Below are 22,057 nucleotides of genomic sequence, written 5' to 3'. Positions count from 1 at the left end.
TATTATGAACCTATAGAATCCAGGAAATCTATATCACCCAAGAAGTCTGAGAACAACAGCGATCACAGGAATACTTTGCGTACTTGCCTCACATTCATCTTGATGTTCAACTTATATAAATGGATTTCAATGTCACTAGAAGAAGGGAAGTGCCCAATCATGGGCTGGTTTCATGATCTTAGGTACATAAATTCCATCTAATCCCTTGAAACATTCGTTTAGGGAATATTCAGATACCTAAATTCCATTTAGTACAAAGGCTAAGGTTTGCGGTCGAGAGATCAAAATGGTTTAGGCATTAGCCATATAGCCTAAATATTTGTTCAACTTTATATAGTTGATACGATCGTTTAATATGATGCTGGCAGGGTAACTGCCATAATGCACTCACCTAATATACTTACATAATGTAACGACCTGATCAGCGACATGATGATGGATATGACCACTTTAAATGACGACGCCCTTTTTCAGAATGATGTTCGCATACAATGCCCGCTCCCCGGTAGATACAATCGCATAGGCCTGCTTTGCTCTCTCGTAAAAAGCAAACCGCTCCATTTCCTCGAAAGCGTCGGCCCCGGAATGATAACCCTCCACGATTTTCCGGTACCTGTCCCAAATCGGAGTCTTCACGCCGTCGCCTGGAGTTACGGCCATCAACGTTACAGGCCGATCCACGTACACGTCCAAGGGGAACAACGGCAATATCGCCTCCAGCAGCTCGGCAATGCCATGACCGTCGCAGCGAACCAAGCGCTGGGCATGGCTCGCTGCCGGAAAATTAGCGTCGGCAAACACGATTTCATCCGAGTGTCCCATCTCCATCAGCACTTTGATCAGATCCGGCGAGATCAGGCTCGAAATTCCTTTTAACATGCAAGTAAGCCCTCCAAACTTGTCGTTATAATTGATATGAGCCCTATGAATGCCATTCCATAATCAATGTACAGCCCGGGAAGCTAGACCGCTATACTTTTCGTAGGCCTCCGCCCATTCACTTCGACCCTCTGGTTCATATACTTGCAGCGGAAATGTAGCCTTCACGACTGCACTCCCTTCCTCCATATTCCGAATATAACCCCCTGCCTGCAATTGTACAAGCATGTTCCCGATCGCACTGGCTTCAATCGGCCCTGTCCATACGGGACGTTCAAGAGCATTCGCCGTAAACTGGCATAGCAGCTCATTTTGAATGCCGCCGCCGACCATATGCAGCCCCTTGAAGCCCACGCCGGTCAGCCTCTCGGCCTGCTCAAGCACCTGGCGGTAGCGCAGGGCCAGACTCTCCATGACGCAGCGGACGATCTCTCCATCGCTTCGCGGCTCTACCTGCCCGGTCTCCCGGCAATAGTCGATTATTTCCTTAGGCATATCTGCCGGATTCATAAAACGAAGATCGTCCGGGTCGATAAAACAGCGGAATGGGGGTGCTGCCTCCGCCAGCAGCCCAAGGTCGGAATAGGAATACGAGTTCCTCGCCAGCTCCCATTTCCGCCTGCACTCCTGAAGAATCCACAGCCCCATTATATTTTTCAATAAGTGATAGCTGCCACCTGCTCCGCCCTCATTCGAGAACTGCAGCTCAAGTACTGCGGGATCGAGCAACGGCCGTTCCATTGGCGTTCCAAGCAGCGACCATGTTCCACTGACAAGATAGGCCAAGGGCATGGAGGAAGAAGGCACCGCCACCGCAGCCGATTCCGTATCATGCGAAGCCACCGCCACAACTTTGAGCGGAGGCACATCCAGTTCGGCGCATAAAGCCTCGGTCAGCTCTCCAATGACAGTCCCAGGGTATACAAGCGCTGGAAGGATTTCTGCAGGCAATCCAAGCTGCTCCATTAACGGGACGTTCCAAGCCCCCTTCACTGGATCATAGAGCTGTGTGGTCGTTGCCATGGTAAATTCGCAGATTCTCCGCCCGGTCAGGAAATAATTAAGCAAATCCGGGGTCAGCAGCAGGGTTTGCGCCAGCTTCAGCTTGGGGGAGCCCGATTTTTTCATTGCATAGAGCTGATATAGCGTATTAAAAGGCATAAATTGCAGTCCGCTCTCCCGAAACAACCGCTCCTTCCCAATAAGCGCGGACACTTCCTCCACCAGCCCCTCGGTCTGGCGATCCCGGTAATGATAGGGCAGGCCCAGCAATTCGCCGTTATGATCCAACAGGCCAAAATCCACGCCCCATGTATCCATCCCGCAGCTCACCGGCTTATAACCAGCCTGAAATGCTTGCCGTATCGCGTACTTGATCTCCTGCAGCAGCATCGCGATATTCCAGTGCAAATGATCGCCGATTTGTACCGGGGTATTCGCAAATCGGTGAATTTCCGTAATGTTCAGTCTGCCTGGATGTCCGCTCTCCTCCCTGACAAGCTCACCGATCAGCGCCCTGCCGCTGCTGGCTCCTAAATCAAAAGCCAAGACGCATGGAGTTAAACTCACGATATCACCACCCGCTCATTTCATTTTTTGCAGCAGTTGAATCCGGTAGTCCTCACTCTCCAGTGCAGCGATATCCGCAACCTCTTGGTCGGTAAGCGGAGCCGGAGTTCCCGCCGCTCTCGCGCTTAAATATATCTTTGCACTTTCCTCTACGACCTGGGTTCGATAGTAAGCTTCTCGCAAATTACGTCCCGTCGTAACTAGTCCATGGTTGCCAAGAAGAATCGAGCTGGCTTCATTGACCTTGTCAGCTACGGCTTCTGCCAGTAAATCCGTCGTCGGGATCAAGTAGGGGATATATGCGGTGCTGCCGACTAATGCCGCCTGATCGGGAAACATGATCGGCAGCTTCTGCTCAACTAAGGTAAAGGCAATGCAATAAGGAGGATGCGTATGAACCATGGCCCCCATATCCGGTTTTTGCCGATATCCGTATAAATGCATCAGCACCTCTGAAGACGGGCGCAGGCCGATCTCGGTAATCTCGCCAGTAGGGATATCGACTTCGATCCACTGCTCGGGTTCGACTTCCTCTAAGGCAAAACCGCTGGGAGACAAGTACATTTTGTCTCCCGCCCGGGCGCTAATGTTGCCGCCGGGGCCAACGACGAGCCCGCTATCCACGATTTTGCGGGCATATTTGCACAACTCATTTCGCGTATCCATATTAATCATGCAGCTCTCCTCTCCATTCCCATTTGCTATTTGTAAAGCGGCCCAAAATTGGCGCAAGCCCGATAATCCGCATTCTCGGCGCTTTCCGTACCGAATAATCCCCATGCCCGGGGCCGGAATATTTGCTCTGGTGGAACATTATGCATGCTGACCGGAATACGCAGGATCGACGCCAGCGTGATTAAATCAGCGCCAATATGTCCGTAGCTGATCACGCCGTGATTGGCACCCCAATTGTCCATCACGCTATAAACGCTCGTGAAGGCTCCGGTGCCCGTCAGGTTCGGCGCAAACCAGGTCGTCGGCCAAGTCGGGTCGGTTCGACGATCCAGCGTGTCATGCACATGCTGTGGCAGATCGACGGAATATCCTTCGGCAATTTGCAGTGCCGGGCCCAGCCCCTTGGCGAGATTGATCCGAGCCATCGTCATCGGCATCCCGCCACGCGTCAAATAGTCGGTGGAGAAGCCGCCTCCCCGGAAATACTCGAGCGAGGCCGGGCGCCACTGCGTCGCTGCAAGCATTTGCTCTACTTCTTCATTGTCGATTTCCCAATGGGGCTTGATCACTGGCTGCCCCTGCTTCATCTGCTCTCCCGTTCCGTCCAAAGCAGCCGATCCCGAATTGATCAAATGGAGAATTCCATTCTCCGCTTGTCCTTCCAGCTTATAGCCCGTAACCCGTTCCACCGAAGCCGGACTCCAATACGTTCTCACATCGGCAAAAATCTGCGCCGTATTTGTCAGCAAGTAGCCAAACAGCATGCTGACCCCATTCAGGCTGTCGTTCTCTGTAGCGATAATATAAGGTGAACGCCTGCCGTTCCAATCGAAAGAGGAATTAAGCAGCGTCTCCATAAAATCCCCATTCGGAAAATGATCTGTCCACTGCCGCTGCCCCTGGAATCCAGAGACAATCGCATGGTGGCCCTGAGCTTCCTCTTCGAAGCCCAGCTCGGCAAGCCGCGGATTTCCGATCATCAGGTCGCGGGCAATGAGCGTCATTTTCACGACCGTCTCCCACTCTTGATCCTTGCGTTCACGGGACGACTGCAGCTGCTCTGGATTATTGTCCATACCCTCCTTGCAGGATTTCTTTGTCCAGGCCAGCGCCCGCTCATATTCGCTTGGGTCAAATATTCCTTCATTTATACGCCGTGTAAATTCGCTCATATCGATGTATTCATTGCGCATGCCCAAGTATTCCTGAAAGAAACCATCATCCACCATTGAGCCTGCGATCCCCATCGATACCGATCCCATTGATAGATAAGCCTTGCCTTTCATCATCGCCGCGGCCAGCCCTGCCTTGGCGAAGCGCAGCAGTTTCTCCTGCACATCCGCTGGAATCGCATTGTCTCCCTCGTCCTGTACATCCTCCCCGTAGATGCCGAACGCCGGCAGCCCCTTCTGAGCATGGGCGGACAGGACGGCCGCCAAATACACTGCGCCTGGTCGCCCTGTTCCGTTAAAGCCCCACACTGCCTTGGGAAGTGCAGGTTCAGTATCCATCGTCTCCGTTCCATAGCACCAGCAGGGGGTAACCGTAATCGTCAAGCCGACCTCGGCGTTTTTGAATTTTTTTGCAGCCGCTGCCGCTTCGGCTACCCCGCCTATGCAGGTATCGGCGATAACGCACTTCACGGGAGTGCCGTCGGGATAGCGAAGTTGCTCCGTTAGCATGGCAGCTACCGCTTTGGCCAGATTCATCGTCTGCTCTTCCAGTGATTCGCGTACCCCTCTCCTTCTACCATCAATCGTCGGACGAATCCCGATCGTTGGAAACCCGTCGCGCCATCTGTAATCGCTTTCAAGTGAAGTCATTGTTGTCCCTCCAATTCGTCATAGAATATACCCCTATTCTAATGAGGGAAGGGAAGGAAGATAACCTACTATTTTGTTCTTTTTCCGCCCATATCGATCAATATTGTATACCTGTTGTACCCGCCAGAAGATGATGTACCTCTTCGCGCCCTGTTATATAATAGTAGATAATATTCGGTTCTGGAGGGACGGCAAATGACGAAAATTGAAATCCCTTACAACAAGAGCGATCGATTCCGTTTCAAAAAAATTCCCGAGCTTCTCTACGCCGGACAAGTCGTCGATAAGTCCGCCTTCTATGCACCCATGCAAATTCACGATTTCTGCGAAATCATTTATATCGTCGAAGGTTCGGGCGAGTTCCAGATCGGCGGCAAAAGCTACGGACTGCAGCAAGGTGATGTAGCGATCTACAACCCTGGCGTCCTCCATGAGGAACGCTCGACCAATCATGGACAGGGAACCTTCAAAGTAGTTTACTGTGGAGTAGACAATCTGCATATCGAAGGGGTACCGAGCGGTATGCTGCTGCCCCCGTATGTCGAGCCCGTCATTTCCTGCGGACAATATGCGAGCCGCGTGGAATCCTATTTATCGGAAATGCTTCAGGAATGCGACTCCCAGGCCTTAGGCTACGAGACGCTGAGCAGCAATTTACTGATGTCGTTAATCACGTTCATTTACCGCATGGTTGATGCGGAGCACCAATTCCAATCGCTGAAAGGCAAAAACGAGCTCACCATTCGCACCAAAGAATTCATCGATAACAACTTTACGCAAAGCATTACCTTAAAGGAAATTGCCGACACCCTCTATGTCAGCCAGCATTATTTATCCCGTTTATTCAAAAAGGACTTGGGCGATTCTCCCGTCAATTATCTCATCACCCGGCGGATTGAAGAAGCTAAACGACTGCTTGCCGAGAGCGATGCACCGGTGCATGAGGTAGCGGCTAGTGTAGGCTACAATAACGACAAATACTTCTCCATGCTCTTCAAAAAAGTCACCGGCCAAACGCCAAGCGCCTACCGTGACAGCCAACGATAAGATAAGTTTCTTGCACGACAGTCAACGCCCTTATCCTAAAACGACGATCATCGCCAAAATAAGCTCCTAGCGTGACGCTAGGAGCTTTAGCTATTAACGAGATGTCAGCGTTATGATCCTGCCCTGGCGGTCAACGATGCCCTTCCATAAGATGCTGCGGATCTATAGGATACAACGGATCCTATGCATAATAAACATGAACAAACGCCCCATGTATAAGTTCAATTGAACGATACAGGGGCGCTATTTATTTCGACTATTTCCTAGAGGTTCGATCTTGCCGCAGACGATCTGATGATCGTGCACATCGTTTTAGCGGCGATGCTGCTCCAGCCATTGTACGCCATAATCCACAAGCTGCCGCTGCGGGATAAGCCTAGCGTCTGCACCAGCGATTTGTCCCCGAAGCACCTGCCCGCCTGAACGCTCAAAGTCCACGCCTAAACGTCCAAAGTCCGCGGATTCATAATCAAGATCCGTGTAGCTGATCCACTGCCGTATGCCTTCCCTAGTGATCGGCGCTTTGCATTCTACCATTTTCTTGCCGGAATAGCTCGCCCGATGCTCCGATAGATGAAGGGATGTGTTGCAATCATGTCCGACGCCAAGCAGCAAAACCCAACCATGATGATCGTATATTCTGGCTAGCGGCGAGCTCTCGCCAAGACCATTGTCGATATCGTGATCCTTCACGATATCACCAGATTTCGCCCCCCAGGCTGCAAAAGAAACCTGAGGATGGCTGCTGCGAATGACACCCTTCTGTTTGCGGAAGGTGTCCGGAATCACGCCCATCCATTCGCACGGCGTCATGGCCTCGTCATAAGGGGGCATCTCTGCCCGAATCGTCTCCCACCAAGACTCCGAAACCGGCGGATTCCCCCATCCTGACGGATCGCTTAAGTCCGGAGTATGCGTTGGCATCACCAAAGTGCCGCCCAGCCCTACCGTCTTCTCCAGAGCAAGAATGAGGGATACCGGGCCGCCAAGCACCCATTGCCCGAGTGATTTGAACGAGGAGTGCACCAGCAGCGTCATGCCCTCTTGCACTCCGAGCTTCTTTATATCCTGTTCTAGCGTAGCAACCGTAATTAGTTCTCCTTTTATTTCTTCCACTGTGTTGTCACCTTTTCTATTCTATATAAGTTGAATGATTGAGCATTCGTAACATAATTCCTAAAATACGAGGGAATGGAATTCATGTATCTAATTATACTCCAATCGAATGTTTCAGAGAATTAGATGGATTCACTGTACCTAAAATCAAGAATTCAACCCAGAATATCCATTATCCTTCTTCGTAACGACATGCAACCCATTTTAAATCTACTTTTCCTGCTTTACGAAAAAACTAACGACTATAAATCCATTTATATAAATTAAACAATTAAATGGATGCGGAGCAAGTACGCAACATGTTCCTACCATCGCTTTTGCCCCCAGCTCTCTTGATTGATAGAGGCTCATAAGAGGCAGAACTGCAGCCGCTGCGGTAGAACAACTTATATAGAGTCCCGCATTTACTCCCGCTGTCTACTCGCACCTATCCCCGCTGTTCCCGCTGCACCCGCTGCCTAGCCGCGCCGCGCCGACGCCGCATTCCATTAAGCAGCGTAATTTCATCGCCGGATTGTACGAAACGCTCGTTTTCGGGCGTCTCCATGCCAGAGATGGCAATTCGGCCTTCAGAATCGTAATGAATGCCGAAGCCATACTTTTTCGGAAGTTGTGAGGCTCGCATGCAGGCATGCGGCTTACTGAATAGTACATCCCAAATTTGCTGGCGGTGCACTTCGAGCTCCTCAGCTGTCATATTCTTATGCTAATATGACAGCACCTTCGACAAATTTCCCGGCTCTTCACAAAATATTACGATAATATTCTCTATGGCAACAGGATTATCGGTATGATTTGCCGAATAATACCTCTTGGTGAACGAAGACCCATGTCTTGCGTTCTTTTAAGATTGCACAAGATTCAGGAGGAAGCTATGAAGCTCGGATTTAAACGCAAGAACCAACGCTATACCGTTCTAGTTGTTCCAGAAGGCTCACAGCCGGTATTTCGTCTAAGAATGACATCCACATATTTACTTGTCGGCTTAATCGCTGCAGTTCTTTTGCTCGTGACTGCCTTAGTCTTATTCACCTTAAACCGCTCCCATGCCTTCAAGATCGCCGCTTTGGAAACCAAACTCTCGACCTCCTCAGAGCAGCTGCAAGCGACAGTCAACGATAAGGAACAGGAAATCGACAGATTGCTGTTTCAATTGGTAGAGCTCTCGGAGAAGTCCAAAACTTTGGAGACGAAGATGACCGAGCTTGAGAAGCTGGAAGCAGAGCTGAAATCCATAACGAACGGGGAGCGATCAGGAAGCGAGATTCACTCCGCTGCGGCTTTGTCATGGGAAAATTCAGACAGCGAGCTGTTGGATATGGAAGGAATGGGCGGCGAACTCATTCCTTTAAACGAGAACGATATTTCCTCCCTCATTGAGGAGACCAAAGAGAGCATATCCGCATCTCTCAAGGAAATGCCCGCCTTGCAAACGAGGCTAGAACAAACGAAGGAAGCCGTGACGGAGTATAAGGAAATGATGCGCATATTGCCAACGTTTTGGCCAACGGATTCTTTAAAGACGACCTCGCCGTTTGGAAAGCGCAGAGATCCGTTTACCCGCAGACTCACACTGCATAACGGCCTGGATATCAAAGGCAATGTCGGCGATCTTATTTACACCGCAGCTGACGGGATAGTGACCGACGCCGGATACAGCTCTGCGCGCGGCAATTATGTTACCATCAGCCATCCATCCGGCTTATCGACGAATTACTTGCATTTAAATGAAATTTCTACGACAAAAGGCGCTGAAGTGGAGCAAGGCGATGCGATCGGCACGCTCGGTTCAACCGGGCGCAGTACAGGGCCTCATCTTCATTTTGAAGTAGTAGAAAACGGAGCTATGGTCGACCCCGAAATATATCTAATTAAACCGGAAAAGGGAGAAGATGAATAATGTTCAAGAGCAAGGCGGTTCCCGTAAAGCTTGATCCGGATACGACGGATACCCTGGTAGGAGAGGGCAGCAGCTTCGAAGGCAACATTAAATCGGATGCCAGCATCCGGATTGAAGGACAGGTTACGGGAGATATCGAATGCAAAGGCGATGTTACGATCGGAGAGAAAGGCCGGGTTAAATCCAACATTGCCGCACGTAATGTCATCATCGCCGGAACGGTGACAGGAGACATTCAAACGAAGAGCAAGCTTACGATTACCTCAACGGGAAAATTGTATGGCAACATTACGGTGGCCAGCCTTTCGGTTGAGGAAGGCAGCATTTTTGAAGGAAGCAGCCGTATGAGCAATCCGTCCGAACCCGCAGAAAGCGCAAATAAAGAAGCGGCAGCCACGTCGCAGACCTCCTGATCGGCTAACCGATAGGAAGTCTTGTTAAGTTTGGCACAGTGAATGAAGACTTAGTAGTTATACATAAAAAGGGCGCTGATCTAGGGATAACCCGCGATTCGCGCCCACTTTTCTATTCCGCGGACCAATTCTCCAGAGAGAGCGAGGGCTCTGCTTTAAGCTCCCAACCGGAGAACTCGCCGTTCTTCCACTTCAAATATGCAGCGGCCCCGATCATGGCGGCATTATCCGTGCAGTATTTCAGCGGCGGAATGACAAGGTCGATTCGTTCCTTCGCGCACCGCTCGGCAAGTGACGTGCGCAGCCCCCGGTTCGCAGCAACTCCGCCGCAGAGCAAGAGCTGCACCGCACCCGTGGATCGCACCGCGCGAATTGCCTTCTCGACCAGCACCTCAATGACCGATTCTTGGAAGCCGCGAGCGATGGCCGGGCCGTACCCTTCTTCACCGCGCATCTTATGTTGATTCACTGCGTTAAGTACAGCCGACTTCAAGCCGCTGAAGCTGAAATCGTACGAATCCGGCTCCAGCCAGGCGCGCGGCAGCACCTCAACCGTATCGGACTCCAAAGCCAGCTTGTCGACATGCGGCCCGCCAGGATAAGGGAAACCCAATGCTCTCGCCACCTTGTCGTACGCTTCGCCGACAGCGTCGTCCCGCGTACGGCCAATGAGCTTGAAGCTTCCTTCACGCTCCATCAGCACAAGCTCGGTGTGTCCGCCCGATACGACAAGCGCAATCGACGGATAGTGAATTTCCTGCACAAGCCGATTCGCATAAATATGACCGGCAATATGATGTGTGCCGATCAATGGCTTATCCGCAGCAAAGGCCAAGCTTTTGGCAGCCATAATTCCAACCAGCAGCGCCCCGACAAGGCCAGGGCCTTCCGTAACGGCGACAGCCGACAGCTCTTCAAGCGAAATGCCCGCCTCCTGGATCGCCCCCTCCAGCATGAGCGTAATGCTCTCGACATGCTTGCGGGAAGCAACCTCCGGTACGACTCCGCCAAAGGCCTGGTGCGTTTCGATCTGGCTGGCAATTAAATTCGAGAGCACTTCCGTTCCATTTTTCACAACAGCGACCGAGGTTTCATCACAGCTCGTCTCGACCGCCAATATATAACAATCCCGGTTCAAATCCAATCTTCTTCGCTTCCTTCCTCTTCACCTGCTTGCGGCTCCTGCACAGGCAGCTCGCACCACATGATGAGCGCGTCCTCATGATTATCGGAATAATATCCTTTTCGCGTGCCGACAGAATGAAATCCAAGCTTCCTATATAAGGCTTGGGCAGAATGATTCGTGACGCGTACCTCCAGCGTCATCCGGCGCATGCGAAGCTCGGCAGCCCAGTCAATCATTTTGCGAAACAGCAGTTCGCCCAAATGATGGCCGCGGTAAGCCGTCCTCACCGCGATATTCGTAATATGCGCCTCATCCAGCACCGTCCACATCCCTGCATAACCAATAGGACTCTCCTCGTATTCCATCACCAAATACTTGGCGAAATGGTTCAAGGTCATTTCGCTGCGGAAAGCCTCTTCGCTCCATGGCAAGGTGAAGGATTCATGCTCGATGACCATAATGTCGGGTATATCTTCAAGCTTCATATGACGGAAAGTCACTTTGTCCGTTTGTATCGACTTTGCTGACTCCATGTCCGAATCCCTCCCTGAATGCTAACGAAGCTTCTTCGCTTCTGCCTCTGCCAACTGGGTATAATTCGGCTCCAGCGTATGCACATCATCATAAGCTCCCTGGAGGAACTGTTCCGATCCAACCAGCCCCAGCCACACGGCTTCGAGCTCATATTCGCATATGTGCAGCGCTTCTCCCAGCAGGGAACGCAAACTTTCTAGCGTCGCGGCATGAATCGCAGTATCTCCGACAAACCATACGCCTGCCGGTCTCTGCTCCGGAGGCAATGCTTCCAGCCTCCGGGCAAGCTCGCCTAGCCAATCTGCCACCAGCCGAATGGCATCCGGCTCTATGCGGTACGGAACTCGCCCTTCCGCCGCGCTGAATAGCGCTGTGTAGGCTTGCCCGCGGCGAGCATCGACAAGCGGGATGATCCAGTGTTCGGCGGAATAGCCCACAGAGGCAGTCATTTCCGCCGGAGCTGGACAAGCTGGAGAAAATTGCTCTGCGGCTTGTCCCGTTCCCGCAGCAAATCCGCCAAACGCGATCGCGGCCAGACTCGACACGGCAGATACGGGCAATTGCAGCGACCAGGCTAGCGTCTTGGCCGTTGTAACCGCGATGCGGACACCCGTATACGATCCCGGCCCTACACCGACAGCGATACCGTCCAACTCTTTTTTATCCAATCCGGCCTCAGCCAAGGCCTCCTCAATCGCTGTAACCAAATAAGCCGAATGATTGCGCTCTGCCCTTATATTCCGTTCAGCCAGCAGCTTACCGTCCTCCATCACGGCCACGGACAGTATTGAGGTCGACGTATCCAACGCCAATAACCGCTGGCGCGGCTGTTGTGTATGATTCATTTAGGCACAGCTCCATTCTGTTTCAAGGTCATGATCCACTGTTCGTAGGGTTCACCCTGGCCGGATAACCGCATTTTGCGCTCCGTGCCTGCTCCAGCTTCTATATAGATGTGCAAAATCTGCTCCGGTAAAATATCTTCGATAATGCTTGCCCACTCTACCAGCGTCACGCCGTTTCCGTAGAAGTATTCATCCAGTCCCAAGTCCTCCGCTTCCTCCAGCGTTAACCGGTACACATCCATATGGTAAAAAGGCAGTCGGCCTTCATATTCCTTAATTAATGTAAAAGTCGGGCTGTTCACCGTATCCCGAACTTCCAGATGCTTGGCAAATAATTGAGAAAAAGCCGTCTTGCCCGCGCCTAAATCGCCGTCCAGGGCAATGACCGTTCCCGGCAGAGCCTGAGCGGCAAGATACGCGGCGAGTTCTTCGGTACCTTGCAAATCCTTGGCCTCGTACATCCACTTGGACGAAGCTTGATCAAATCCCACTCCAACACAACCACCTTTACATATACAACATCGCGGTTTCCCCGCCTCACTTGCGCTTAGGCAATCTCCGCGATCTGTTTAAATGCTCAAACGTATGTCCTCATTATATCGGTCTGCTGCATGAGCCGCAACAACTTAGGCACAGATGCTCCCGGTTATGAGGAACCAAATTGGACCATACTAATATAGAGATGATGCCATAATCATAACCCCAACCATCTAAAAATAAGCAAGAGAAACAGAAAGGAGCAACCTCTAATGCATACCGTTTGGAAGGGTGCGATCAGCTTCGGACTCGTGCACGTTCCGGTCAAAATGTTCTCTGCCACCGAAGACAAAGACATTTCCATGAAATACATTCATACCGTTTGCGGCAGTCCGATTTCTTATGTAAGGCGCTGTCCGACTTGCGACAAGGATACGACCTGGGAGGAAATTTCCCGGGGGTATGAGTATGAGAAAGGGAAATATGTGCTGTTTGAAAAAGAGGAACTGGAGCAACTGTCATCCCAAACTGAGAAGACGATCACCATTATGGATTTCGTAGATTTGACAGAAATAGACCCTATTTATTTTCAAAAAACATATTATCTCTCTCCTGACCAAGCTGGATCGAACGCCTACCAGCTTCTGCTGGAAGCGATGCGCCAATCCGGCAAAATCGGCATCGCCAAAATCGCAATTCGCTCCAAAAGCAGCCTCGCAGCGATTCGGGTCATGGAAGGCTGCCTGGCCGTGGAGACCATTTTCTATCCCGATGAAATTCGGCCGATCTCTCAAGTACCCAATTTGCCGGAGAGCTTGAACGTGAACGAGAAGGAGCTGACCATGGCCAAGCTGTTGATCGAGCAGTTGTCTACGCCGTTTGAGCCGGCGAAATATAATGATGACTATCGTGAATCGCTGCTGCATCTCATCGAACAGAAGATTGCCGGAGAGGAGGTCAGCCTAGCTCCTGCTAAGCCACAGAGCAATGTCATTGATCTCATGGCTGCCCTGCAAGCAAGCATCGAGGCGGTTAAGCCTGCCGTCGTGACAGACCCGGGCCCTGCTCCAGCCAAGCGTACGCGTAAAACGGCGAAGAAGAAGCAAGCTTCGGATGCACAAACTACAGAGCCAGCCAATGACGCAGAGTCAGCGGCCGTCAAGGAGACGATCCCCAAACCAAAGAAAAGGGCCGCCAGCAAAGCGAAAAAGACCATCTCCTGAGCCGCTTCCGCTCTCACTTGCAAGATATGCTCTATGCCAGAGTTACGATGCACAAGAAATACTCAGTGCAAACTACATGTTCTGCGTAACCGTACAGCTCTTCGGCGGTATGTCAGCCATCCCCTGCAGTACCGGATGACGCATCGTTCCGCCGGGAGTCCATTCCATAAACTGTACCTTTACTGTAAGCAGCGGCTGAATCCAGACCGCTCCCTTAATCCGCTGCGGAATATTGTGAAAGGTTCTATCCTTCACCATGAGCGTAGATATTTGATGGTTCAAGCTGCGCCAGGCAGCCTGGTTCAGCTTCCCGCTGCCTGTATGCCCGATATAAATGAATTGTCCATTTTCATCGTATAAGCCGAGCAGCAGAGCATTCATAACCCCGTCTCGATAAGTAACGCCACCGATTACGGCGTATAAGTCATAGCCGAGCTTGAGCTTCTGCCAGCGTCCATCTTTGCCGCCGAGTGCATAAGTGCTGTCCAGCCGTTTACTGACAACTCCTTCCCAGCCCCGCTCCTTCATGACTGCTAGCAAGCTCTCTCCATTGCTGTAGCTCGGAACGAGCTGAAGCAGCGCGCTCGGAACAATGATCTCTTGCAGCAGCTCCTGCCGCTCTGCGAGCGTGCGATCGGTCACCCATTTTCCGTTATAGTACAACACATCAAATATCATATGAATAGCTGGTATCTGCTTGACAGCAAAGCGAATTTCCTGTTCCCGCCGCAAGCTGTCCCGCCTCATGATCTCATGGAAGGACGGCCTGTCCCCGTTCAGCGCGATCATCTCTCCGTCCAGAATAACCGAATCCGCACGACAATAGGAGGACACTTCCATGAACTCGGGGTACTGCCTGCTTCGCTCATTGCCCTTGCGGTTAATAAGCCGCGCTTCATTGCCATCATAATAGGTAAGTATTCGCACCCCGTCCCATTTTACCTGTGTAATCCAATCCGGTCCCCCCGGAAGGTTCTCTGACCGTATTGGCTCAAAAGGAGCCACCGGCTTCATCTTCATGCTCATTCCTCCCAACTATATGCTTTTCCGGCGGTGCAGTTGCCATCGAAGTCCGCTCCCCGCAGGCTTGCTTCTTCACTACGTACGATTCTAAGCGTGCGCTTTGATGTCTCATCATTTCTGTTCCCAAGTCTGCCCATGCCGCCGTACTTCCATTCTATGAATAGAGTTCGGTTTCTAGCGGTTAATTTGTTCTAAATGGGCAAGCCTAAAAGAAAAGCACTGATCCGTGCTTAAACGAAGTTGGCTATCGATCCTCATTTAGGAAAGTAAATATATGAGAGGAGCATGACTGTGGCGAGGACGACTAAAGGCACGATCTTTGTTGATGGCGAGGAAATTACGATATCAAATCCCGATAAGCTGCTGTGGCCGGAGGCTGGCATTACGAAGAAGCTGTACTTGGAGAAGCTGGCGGAAATTTCGCCCTACCTGCTGCGTTATTGCCAAAACCGTCTTCTCACCACGATCCGTTATCCCGATGGAGTGGGGCGCAAATTTTTCTATCAGAAAAATGCGCCGGAGCCACTGCCGCCATTCGTGCGCACTTCCGCGCATGAGGGCGTCGATTATGTGGTGCTGGATCGCCTGCCAGTGCTGCTGTGGCTCGGCAACTTGGCATGCATCGAATTCCATCCATCACTGCATTATGTTCAGGAGCAGCTGCCCTGCGAATGGATGATCGATTTGGATCCTTCGCTGGAAGAGGAGCCGCGCATCATGGAAGCAGCCGCCTGCGTAGGGGACATATTGAGCTCTTTAGGGCTTCAATCCGTCCCGAAGACCTCCGGAGCGACAGGCGTGCAAATCATCGTGCCGATCGAATATGGGGTCACCTTCGACGAACTCCGGCTGATCGGGCACTTCGTGGCCCGTTACGCAACTGAGAAATATCCCCGACTATTCACGATTGAACGGCTGAAGAAGGATCGCGGCGACAAAATCTACTTCGACTACTTACAGCATTATGCCGGAAAAACATTGGCCGCCCCCTATACTCCTCGAGCGCGCCCTGCCGCCAGCGTATCTACGCCGCTAGCCTGGGATGAGGTGCACAGCAATCCCCATCCCTCCGACTTCAACCTGCACAATATCGGAGAACGCCTCAAACAGAAAGGGGATTTGCTGGCAGACGTTCCGCCGCAATCTGTCCAGCTTATCCTGCAGCATCTTAAATAGGGTGCCGGGCAGGCTCGCCCTGTCTCTTGTCAGAGAAGCGGGGACAGCAGTCTGCACAGCAGCTCCAGCCCTTTTTGCATTCTCGTACGGCGGGAGAAGGTCTTCAGATCAATCTCCTTGCTCCCATTCAGATCATTCAAGAAATCCTCATTTAACCGGGAAATCGGAGCCTTATCAAACAGGATTGCCGTCATCTCGAAATTGTAAAAGAAGCTGCGCATATCCATATTCGCCGTACCGACAGTGGCAAGCAGATCGTCCACAATCATTACCTTGGCATGAATAAATCCCTTCTGGTATTGATAGAACTTCACTCCGGACTGAAGCAGTTCCTCCACATAGGAGAGTGAAGCCAGCTTGACAATCCGGCTGTCCGACTCGTACGGAATAATAATTTTCACCTCGACCCCGCTGACGGCAGCCGTTTTGATCGCATTGTAGATGCTGGGATCAGGAATGAAATAAGGCGAAGTAATCCATATGCGCCGTTTGGCAACAGCAATCGCCCCGAAGCACATCTCCTGAATGGCGTCCCAATGCTGATCGGGACCGCTAGTAAGCACCTGCACCTGTTCATTGCCTTGACAATGATGTACAGGATACAGCTCAGGATGATTGATCCGCTGGCCAGAAGCCAGACGCCAATCTCCCAGAAACGCATTCTGCAGAAAGTACACCGCGTCTCCGCTAATTTGCAAATGCGTATCGCGCCAAAAGCCCAGCTTCCCATCGAGCCCTAAGTATTCATCCCCGACATTGAGCCCGCCGACAAAGCCCACTGTCCCGTCCACCACAAGTATTTTCCGATGATTACGGTAGTTGACTCTCCGGTCGATCGTAGCGATCAGCGGCGGCAGGAAGAAATGCACTTCTACCCCGCTATCCTGAAGCTCTTTCACAAAGGAGCTTTTTAAATGATAGCTGCCCAGCCCATCACAAATTAATCTGATCTTCACGCCTTGCTGTGCCTTCCGAATCATCACGTTCTTGAACTGATGCCCTATCCCATCCGCACGAAAAATGTAAGACTCCATATGTATATGATCCCGGGCTAGCTCCATCGCGGCTAGCATCGCCGCAAAAGTCCTCTCTCCATCCGTCAATACCTTCGTCTCGTTGCAGCCCGTTATGGGACTCTCCGAAATATGCGTAAGCAAACCGAATAGCCTCTCCTGATGCCGGTATTCCGAATTATTCATATCATCGATGCGGTCTATAATTGCCGTCTGCTGCCAGAGTCTAGCCCGAATCTCCTGAAATGCCCTTGAGCCGCGGCGTCGCAGCTTCCGCCGTTTCTTATAGTCCTGAGCTACGAAATAATACAGAATGAAGCCAATAACAGGGAAGAGGAACAGGATCAGCATCCAGGCTAAGGCCTTGCTGGGATTACGAAACTCCAAAATAAGAATTGTAGCGATTTGAAAAATAAACGCGAGCAATATAAGAACTAACCACCACATCTGCTTCACCTTCCTCCACTCAGCATTAGCCAAGGTACTCCCAAATTATTCATTCATCTGCCGCTCGTTTATTTACAGCATGAACTATATGAGACAAGATGACTTTTTTGACATGTTTTAAGAGACATGAGAATAGATAAAGTAGTAGAAGCTACCAAATATACGGGAAGGAGATGCCATGAGAAGTGCTAGTTTACCCCATCGCATGACACTGCTTGTTCTGCGGGAAGCGAATCAGCCTGTTAAGCAAATCCAGGTATCGAAACCGTTTGTCATTGCCGTGCCCATCGTCGCCCTCCTATCCATTTCCAGTCTCATTGTCAGCCTGCAAATCCAATCGGAGAATACCATTGCACGCTTGGAGGACACGCTCAGACTGCAAAATCTTAAATTCGAAGCCGTCGTCACAGACAAGAATGAAGCGATAGATCGGCTGCAAAGCCAGGTCATTACTTTATCTGGACAATCCAAAGAGTTGATGAATCGTATGGAGCGGGTAAATGAGCTTGAAGCCGAACTGCAAAATTTTATAGATAAATATGGAAGCCAGGGCGGTTCCGGCAGGCTGTCCTCCCTGTCCTGGGACGAATCCTTAGGAAAAGGCGGCGAATTTATTGCCGTACATGATCAGGAAATTGGAGAATTGGCTCAGGAGACGCGTGACGATTTCCTGGCAATCAGCGAAATGCTGGATGAAATTGAGAAGAATGTGCCTTCAACACTCCAAAAGGCCAAACAAACGGAGTATTCCATTTCTGGAACACCTTCGGAATGGCCCACGCTGTCCACCCGCCTTACATCGAACTTCGGTTACCGAACCGACCCGTTTACGGGGAAGGCGGCTTTTCACGCCGGCATTGACATCTCCGGCAAGGTTGGAGACCCAATTTACGCTGCGGCAGCCGGAAAAGTCATTGCAGCGGAGAACAATCGTTCAAGAGGCAAGTACATTATAATCCAACATCCGAATGGACTGCAAAGCTGGTATATGCATCTGAGTGAGATTCAGGTTTCCGAAGGAGATGCGGTAAGAAAAGGGGAAAACATTGCAAAATTAGGCAATACCGGCAGAAGCACAGGGCCGCATTTGCATTTCGAGATTGCGAAGGGGGACAAGAAGGTCAATCCGCTCTCTTACTTGCAATAATACATCCCATTTATGAACGGAGGATAAATGATATGTTCAAGGATCATAAAAAAACAGGCGGCTGGCAAGGCACTTTAATTGGACAGGGCAGCAATGCCGAAGGAAAATTGGAATGCGAAGCAAACCTGCGGATCGAAGGTTCATTCCATGGTGAGATTCATTGTCAGGGGCAGGTAGTTATCGGTGAAACCGGGGAAGCTTACTCGAATATCAATGGCGCGGATATCGTGGTAGCTGGCAAAGTCATTGGCGATGTTACCTCGCAAGGCCGGCTAACGATTTCGAGCAGCGGACTGGTTGAAGGGAATGTAAATGTAGCAAAACTCGTCATTACAGAAGGCGGCCTGTTAAACGGCAGCAGCAAAATGGAGAAGGCGGCAGCCGCAACGATTCCCGCAGCCGAGCCTATTAAAAAGTCCAAAAAAACAGCACAGCCCGAAGCGGGGTAATCCCCCGCTTTGGGCTGTCTTTTCATCCAAATAGTATGAGATTATGACAAGTGCAATGCGAACCAGCTTAAACCTCGACTGGCACGATGCTCGCTGCCTTACTGTGCTCTCGACGCAAGAAGTACAGCATAGTGATGGCTAGGAACACAACGCCAAAGCTCGCCAATACACCGATATTCTGCCAAGCAATCGCGAACTCCCCGCTGGAAATTACGGCTTTGTAGCCAAGAACGCTGTAAGTCATTGGAAGCAGGGGATTGAGAACCTTCATCCAATCCGGAATCAGCTCAAGCGGGAATGTGCCGGCGCTTGTCGTCAGCTGGAAGATCAGGATAAGGATCGCCAGGAATCGTCCTGGATTGTCCAGCCAAGTAACCAGAGCCTGAATGATGAACATGAAACTTAAGCTGGTTACGAATGTGAACAGATAGAACAGCGGTACGCTTTGCACTTCAAGCTTAAGCACATACAGCACGAGTGCCGCCGATAGGATCGATTGGACAAAACTCATCCCTGTAAAGGCAAGGGCCCGGCTCACAAAGCGGTTCCAACCGGTAGCCTCGGCCACGGATGAGCCTCTGATCGGAACAACGAGCGTAGAGATCAATGCTCCGACAAACAGGCCGAGTGATAGGAAATACGGCGAAAAGCCTGTACCGTAGTTCGGAACCTCGTTTAATTTATGCTCTTCGATCTCAATCGGCTGCGCGTACATATTGACCAGTTCATCGCTCTTCTTCACGCTGGACGTTTGTTCCGCAGCTTCATTCAGCTTGCCTGCGAGCTCCTCAGAGCCGGAGGCCAATTTATCCATGCCTTCCTTCAGTTCGCTGGCACCACCCGCCAGTTGCTTGGAGCCGCTGGCAATCGTGCTGACGCCGCCGGACAATTGGCCTACGCCGCCCTGCAGCTTCTCGGCACCGCCGCTCAGCTGCGCTGCGCCGCTTGCCAAGCTTTGGCCTCCAGCAGCGGCTTCCGACAGCTTAGCGCCGAATTGCTTCAGCCCGCTCGATAGCTGCGCTTGCCCTGCAGTCAATTGGCTTGCGCCTTCTGCAAGCTGCTGCTGGCCTTGCACTAATTGCACGCTGCCCTGCTGCAGCTGGCCCTGGGCGCCATGCAGCTCACGCGCGCCTTGAAGCAGCTCCTGCTGGCCCGCAGCAACCTGCCCGCTGCCTTCAGCCACCGCTTTGCTTGCGGCGAGCAGCTTCTGCACCTCCGGATTGGCAGCCAGGTCAGGGCTCGCCTTGGCAAGCTGCTCCAGGCCCTGGGCAACGCCTTTAGCCCCTTCGGCTACTTGACCGCTGCCTTCGAGCGATGCCTCAAGCCCGGTTTGCAGCTTAGCGCTACCCTGCTCAGCAGCAGTCAGTCCCGCTTGCAGCTTCTCGGCTCCTTGCAGGGAGGCCTGTAGGCCTGTTTGCAGCTGCACTCCGCCTTCCTGCGCCTTAACCGCGCCATCCTCCAGCTGCTTCTGCGCCGCAGACAACTGCTCTAGGCCGCTCGCGAGGCCGGAAGCCCCGCCTTTAAGCTCTTTAGCGCCTTGGCTAAGAGTTACAGCCCCTTCTTCCAGGGGAGCTACGCCATTTTGCAGCTTATTCGTCCCCTCGACCAGTTTGGCCAGATTCTCCTTCAGCTTCAGCGCACCTTCATCAAGCTGCGCGGCGCCATCGTTAATCGTGCTTGCTCCCGTGCCTGCGTCACCTAATCCGCCGGATATTTTCTCAACCTGTTCAAACAGGGTTTCTGTATAAGCTTCCGTTACTTTCGCCGACACCTTGGCTTTAATTTCCTTTACGGCGGTTCCGCCGATTTGCGAAGCAAGGAAATTGTATCCTTCATTCGGCTCGAACACGAGCTTCGCTGGCTGCGGATGATCATCCATCAACGTAGTTGCTTTGGATGAGAAATCTCCGGGAATAACGATCGTCATATAATATTCGTCATTCTTCATCCCTTTGTCCGCTTCTTCACGGGTAACGAACCTCCAGGAGAAGTCATCGCTCTTCTTCAACTCGGCGACCAAGTCTTCGCCGACCTGCAGCGACTTGCCTTCATACTCGGCACCGGTATCTTCATTGACTACAGCAACGGGGAGCTCGTTCATTTTACCGTAAGGATCCCAGAATGCCGTCAGGAACATGCCGCTGTACAGCACAGGGATGAACAGAACGACCAGTATTGGGATAATCACTTTTGGCTTTTTGAAAGAAGCTCCCAAATCCTTAAAAAACACCGACATTGATTTCATTTGGCTTCTCTCCTTTATTTCTCTGTATCTATTGTCTTTATATATTTTTAGCTCTCCCGCCCTCTAAACCACTGGCAATCATTCCGGGGATAATCCCCCGGACAGAAAAATGCGAACGAATTCCTTGATCTGTTCCTTGCTTAGCGGTTCCCCATGCTTATTCCACTCCGAGGTGAGCGCAATATACAGCTTGATCATCACGAAGGAGACTATTTTCGGATCCAGCGAGCGGATCTCCCTGCGCTGAACCGCGCGCATAATTTGATTTTCCAAATAGCTCAGAATCTCATTCTCAATCCGCTGCAGGCCTTCCCGGGCTTGAGGCGTGCCAAAATCACGCACCTCTTGGAACAGCTTGATCAGCAGCTCATGCTCACGCCTGAATTCCAGAAGCGAATCCATGCTCTGATATACATTCTCGAAGAAGGATTTATCCTCGCGAACATCCTTCTCGGTGATTCGCTTCATTTCCAAGATGACGGAACGAAGGATTTCATCGAAGAGCTCTTCCTTATTCGTAAAAAAAGTATAGATCGTCCCTTTTGCCACATTCGCTATTTTGGCGACCTGATCCATCGTCGTTGCCTTATATCCGAACAAGGCAAAGGATTTCTCTGCCGCATCGATAACCTGCTGTCTGCGGTCTACTGCCATGATCTTCACCTCCTTAGTTGGAATATTTCATCGAACAGGAAACTCCTCTTCGATTGCAATATTCACGTTATTTTAGAAATTGACCAAAAATCCATTTCGGTCAATCGGTCATTTTTCACTTTATCACTTCGATTATTTCTTTGCAAGTTTTTTTTATTTCAGCTGTCTTTCCCCGACTTAAGTCCAGCTATCGACCAGTCTGCAGGCTCTTTTGTTTCATATCACAACCTTTTAAACTAGAACCAGGTATTAACGTTATGTCTTATCCAGATAAGA

21 protein-coding genes are annotated in these 22,057 nt (G+C 51.2%); 7 read left to right on the top strand and 14 right to left on the bottom strand.

Annotation, left to right across the window (positions count from 1 at the left end):
- Nucleotides 1-450: 450 nt before the first annotated feature.
- The 4 genes from fucU to CZ379_RS10820 form a co-directional block, all read right to left on the bottom strand.
- Complete coding sequence (fucU, locus tag CZ379_RS10835; protein ID WP_110931638.1) at nucleotides 451-879, bottom strand: L-fucose mutarotase; 429 nt, start codon at nucleotides 877-879, stop codon at nucleotides 451-453.
- A 63-nt stretch (nucleotides 880-942) separates the two neighbouring features.
- Nucleotides 943-2,448 carry a rhamnulokinase gene (locus CZ379_RS10830; RefSeq protein ID WP_110931637.1) on the bottom strand — a complete coding sequence of 502 codons (1,506 nt, stop codon included), beginning with the start codon at nucleotides 2,446-2,448 and terminating at the stop codon, nucleotides 943-945.
- A gap of 15 nt (nucleotides 2,449-2,463) precedes the next feature.
- Nucleotides 2,464-3,123 (bottom strand): class II aldolase/adducin family protein, encoded by a 660-nt coding sequence (locus CZ379_RS10825; protein WP_110931636.1) that lies wholly within the window; start codon nucleotides 3,121-3,123, stop codon nucleotides 2,464-2,466.
- 26 nt (nucleotides 3,124-3,149) lie between these two features.
- A complete protein-coding gene (locus tag CZ379_RS10820; RefSeq protein ID WP_110931635.1) occupies nucleotides 3,150-4,946 on the bottom strand; it encodes an L-fucose isomerase in 1,797 nt (598 codons plus the stop codon).
- Between the two features lie 195 nt (nucleotides 4,947-5,141).
- Between CZ379_RS10820 and CZ379_RS10815 the strand changes: the two genes are divergently transcribed.
- Nucleotides 5,142-5,993 (top strand): AraC family transcriptional regulator, encoded by an 852-nt coding sequence (locus CZ379_RS10815; RefSeq protein ID WP_110931634.1) that lies wholly within the window; start codon nucleotides 5,142-5,144, stop codon nucleotides 5,991-5,993.
- 312 nt (nucleotides 5,994-6,305) lie between these two features.
- Here the strand turns inward: CZ379_RS10815 and CZ379_RS10810 are convergent, their stop codons facing one another.
- Both CZ379_RS10810 and CZ379_RS10805 read right to left on the bottom strand, forming a co-directional pair.
- Nucleotides 6,306-7,109 (bottom strand): AAC(3) family N-acetyltransferase, encoded by an 804-nt coding sequence (locus CZ379_RS10810; protein ID WP_110931633.1) that lies wholly within the window; start codon nucleotides 7,107-7,109, stop codon nucleotides 6,306-6,308.
- Nucleotides 7,110-7,536: 427 nt separating this feature from the next.
- On the bottom strand, nucleotides 7,537-7,806 hold the full coding sequence (locus CZ379_RS10805; RefSeq protein ID WP_199925569.1) for a DUF6157 family protein: 270 nt from the start codon (nucleotides 7,804-7,806) through the stop codon (nucleotides 7,537-7,539).
- Between the two features lie 177 nt (nucleotides 7,807-7,983).
- On the opposite strand from CZ379_RS10805, the gene CZ379_RS10800 reads away from it, so the two are divergent.
- On the top strand, nucleotides 7,984-9,009 hold the full coding sequence (locus CZ379_RS10800) for a M23 family metallopeptidase (RefSeq protein WP_110931632.1): 1,026 nt from the start codon (nucleotides 7,984-7,986) through the stop codon (nucleotides 9,007-9,009).
- Nucleotides 9,009-9,422 (top strand): bactofilin family protein, encoded by a 414-nt coding sequence (locus CZ379_RS10795; RefSeq protein WP_110931631.1) that lies wholly within the window; start codon nucleotides 9,009-9,011, stop codon nucleotides 9,420-9,422. Before CZ379_RS10800 ends, CZ379_RS10795 begins: the two co-directional genes overlap by 1 nt.
- A gap of 112 nt (nucleotides 9,423-9,534) precedes the next feature.
- Here the strand turns inward: CZ379_RS10795 and tsaD are convergent, their stop codons facing one another.
- The 4 genes from tsaD to tsaE are packed head-to-tail and all read right to left on the bottom strand — an operon-like array spanning nucleotide 9,535 to nucleotide 12,388.
- On the bottom strand, nucleotides 9,535-10,566 hold the full coding sequence (gene tsaD, locus CZ379_RS10790; RefSeq protein WP_110931630.1) for a tRNA (adenosine(37)-N6)-threonylcarbamoyltransferase complex transferase subunit TsaD: 1,032 nt from the start codon (nucleotides 10,564-10,566) through the stop codon (nucleotides 9,535-9,537).
- Nucleotides 10,557-11,081 carry a ribosomal protein S18-alanine N-acetyltransferase gene (rimI, locus tag CZ379_RS10785; RefSeq protein WP_110931629.1) on the bottom strand — a complete coding sequence of 175 codons (525 nt, stop codon included), beginning with the start codon at nucleotides 11,079-11,081 and terminating at the stop codon, nucleotides 10,557-10,559. The genes tsaD and rimI overlap by 10 nt, the downstream gene beginning before the upstream one ends.
- Nucleotides 11,082-11,102: 21 nt before the next feature.
- Nucleotides 11,103-11,927, bottom strand: coding sequence for a tRNA (adenosine(37)-N6)-threonylcarbamoyltransferase complex dimerization subunit type 1 TsaB (gene tsaB / locus CZ379_RS10780; RefSeq protein WP_110931628.1), 825 nt, complete (start codon nucleotides 11,925-11,927; stop codon nucleotides 11,103-11,105).
- Nucleotides 11,924-12,388, bottom strand: a complete 465-nt coding sequence (gene tsaE, locus CZ379_RS10775) for a tRNA (adenosine(37)-N6)-threonylcarbamoyltransferase complex ATPase subunit type 1 TsaE (protein WP_110934325.1) — start codon at nucleotides 12,386-12,388, stop codon at nucleotides 11,924-11,926. Before tsaE ends, tsaB begins: the two co-directional genes overlap by 4 nt.
- A gap of 288 nt (nucleotides 12,389-12,676) precedes the next feature.
- On the opposite strand from tsaE, the gene ku reads away from it, so the two are divergent.
- On the top strand, nucleotides 12,677-13,627 hold the full coding sequence (ku, locus tag CZ379_RS10770; RefSeq protein WP_110931627.1) for a non-homologous end joining protein Ku: 951 nt from the start codon (nucleotides 12,677-12,679) through the stop codon (nucleotides 13,625-13,627).
- A 72-nt stretch (nucleotides 13,628-13,699) separates the two neighbouring features.
- On the opposite strand, the gene CZ379_RS10765 is transcribed toward ku, so the two are convergent.
- The gene (locus tag CZ379_RS10765) at nucleotides 13,700-14,647 is read right to left on the bottom strand and encodes an ATP-dependent DNA ligase (protein WP_110931626.1); all 948 of its coding nucleotides are present in this window, start codon (nucleotides 14,645-14,647) and stop codon (nucleotides 13,700-13,702) included.
- Between the two features lie 294 nt (nucleotides 14,648-14,941).
- Between CZ379_RS10765 and ligD the strand changes: the two genes are divergently transcribed.
- Nucleotides 14,942-15,826 (top strand): non-homologous end-joining DNA ligase, encoded by an 885-nt coding sequence (gene ligD, locus CZ379_RS10760; RefSeq protein WP_110931625.1) that lies wholly within the window; start codon nucleotides 14,942-14,944, stop codon nucleotides 15,824-15,826.
- Between the two features lie 29 nt (nucleotides 15,827-15,855).
- On the opposite strand, the gene cls is transcribed toward ligD, so the two are convergent.
- Entirely contained in the window at nucleotides 15,856-17,286 is a 1,431-nt protein-coding gene (cls, locus tag CZ379_RS10755) for a cardiolipin synthase (RefSeq protein ID WP_110931624.1), read from the bottom strand.
- A 178-nt stretch (nucleotides 17,287-17,464) separates the two neighbouring features.
- On the opposite strand from cls, the gene CZ379_RS10750 reads away from it, so the two are divergent.
- Nucleotides 17,465-18,433, top strand: coding sequence for a M23 family metallopeptidase (locus CZ379_RS10750; protein ID WP_110931623.1), 969 nt, complete (start codon nucleotides 17,465-17,467; stop codon nucleotides 18,431-18,433).
- 32 nt (nucleotides 18,434-18,465) lie between these two features.
- The gene (locus CZ379_RS10745; protein WP_110931622.1) at nucleotides 18,466-18,882 is read left to right on the top strand and encodes a bactofilin family protein; all 417 of its coding nucleotides are present in this window, start codon (nucleotides 18,466-18,468) and stop codon (nucleotides 18,880-18,882) included.
- Between the two features lie 67 nt (nucleotides 18,883-18,949).
- Here the strand turns inward: CZ379_RS10745 and CZ379_RS10740 are convergent, their stop codons facing one another.
- Nucleotides 18,950-21,127, bottom strand: a complete 2,178-nt coding sequence (locus CZ379_RS10740; protein WP_110931621.1) for a YhgE/Pip family protein — start codon at nucleotides 21,125-21,127, stop codon at nucleotides 18,950-18,952.
- Nucleotides 21,128-21,205: 78 nt separating this feature from the next.
- Nucleotides 21,206-21,781, bottom strand: coding sequence for a TetR/AcrR family transcriptional regulator (locus CZ379_RS10735; RefSeq protein ID WP_110931620.1), 576 nt, complete (start codon nucleotides 21,779-21,781; stop codon nucleotides 21,206-21,208).
- Nucleotides 21,782-22,057 lie beyond the last annotated feature (276 nt).

This window comes from Paenibacillus bouchesdurhonensis (assembly GCF_900155685.1).
Taxonomy (GTDB): Bacteria; Bacillota; Bacilli; order Paenibacillales; family Paenibacillaceae; genus Fontibacillus; species Fontibacillus bouchesdurhonensis.
The sequence above is the reverse complement of the archived record's forward strand: the minus strand, read 5'-3'. Positions and strand labels throughout refer to the sequence as shown.

What these genes read in the sequence shown, in the direction of transcription:
- fucU (WP_110931638.1), bottom strand. Translation starts at nt 879, where the DNA reads ATGTTAAAAGGAATTTCGAGCCTGATCTCGCCGGATCTGATCAAAGTG.
- CZ379_RS10825 (WP_110931636.1), bottom strand. Translation starts at nt 3,123, where the DNA reads ATGATTAATATGGATACGCGAAATGAGTTGTGCAAATATGCCCGCAAA.
- CZ379_RS10820 (WP_110931635.1), bottom strand. Translation starts at nt 4,946, where the DNA reads ATGACTTCACTTGAAAGCGATTACAGATGGCGCGACGGGTTTCCAACG.
- CZ379_RS10815 (WP_110931634.1), top strand. Translation starts at nt 5,142, where the DNA reads ATGACGAAAATTGAAATCCCTTACAACAAGAGCGATCGATTCCGTTTC.
- CZ379_RS10805 (WP_199925569.1), bottom strand. Translation starts at nt 7,806, where the DNA reads ATGACAGCTGAGGAGCTCGAAGTGCACCGCCAGCAAATTTGGGATGTA.
- CZ379_RS10800 (WP_110931632.1), top strand. Translation starts at nt 7,984, where the DNA reads ATGAAGCTCGGATTTAAACGCAAGAACCAACGCTATACCGTTCTAGTT.
- CZ379_RS10795 (WP_110931631.1), top strand. Translation starts at nt 9,009, where the DNA reads ATGTTCAAGAGCAAGGCGGTTCCCGTAAAGCTTGATCCGGATACGACG.
- rimI (WP_110931629.1), bottom strand. Translation starts at nt 11,081, where the DNA reads ATGGAGTCAGCAAAGTCGATACAAACGGACAAAGTGACTTTCCGTCAT.
- tsaB (WP_110931628.1), bottom strand. Translation starts at nt 11,927, where the DNA reads ATGAATCATACACAACAGCCGCGCCAGCGGTTATTGGCGTTGGATACG.
- tsaE (WP_110934325.1), bottom strand. Translation starts at nt 12,388, where the DNA reads ATGTACGAGGCCAAGGATTTGCAAGGTACCGAAGAACTCGCCGCGTAT.
- ku (WP_110931627.1), top strand. Translation starts at nt 12,677, where the DNA reads ATGCATACCGTTTGGAAGGGTGCGATCAGCTTCGGACTCGTGCACGTT.
- CZ379_RS10765 (WP_110931626.1), bottom strand. Translation starts at nt 14,647, where the DNA reads ATGAAGATGAAGCCGGTGGCTCCTTTTGAGCCAATACGGTCAGAGAAC.
- cls (WP_110931624.1), bottom strand. Translation starts at nt 17,286, where the DNA reads ATGTGGTGGTTAGTTCTTATATTGCTCGCGTTTATTTTTCAAATCGCT.
- CZ379_RS10750 (WP_110931623.1), top strand. Translation starts at nt 17,465, where the DNA reads ATGAGAAGTGCTAGTTTACCCCATCGCATGACACTGCTTGTTCTGCGG.
- CZ379_RS10745 (WP_110931622.1), top strand. Translation starts at nt 18,466, where the DNA reads ATGTTCAAGGATCATAAAAAAACAGGCGGCTGGCAAGGCACTTTAATT.
- CZ379_RS10740 (WP_110931621.1), bottom strand. Translation starts at nt 21,127, where the DNA reads ATGAAATCAATGTCGGTGTTTTTTAAGGATTTGGGAGCTTCTTTCAAA.
- CZ379_RS10735 (WP_110931620.1), bottom strand. Translation starts at nt 21,781, where the DNA reads ATGGCAGTAGACCGCAGACAGCAGGTTATCGATGCGGCAGAGAAATCC.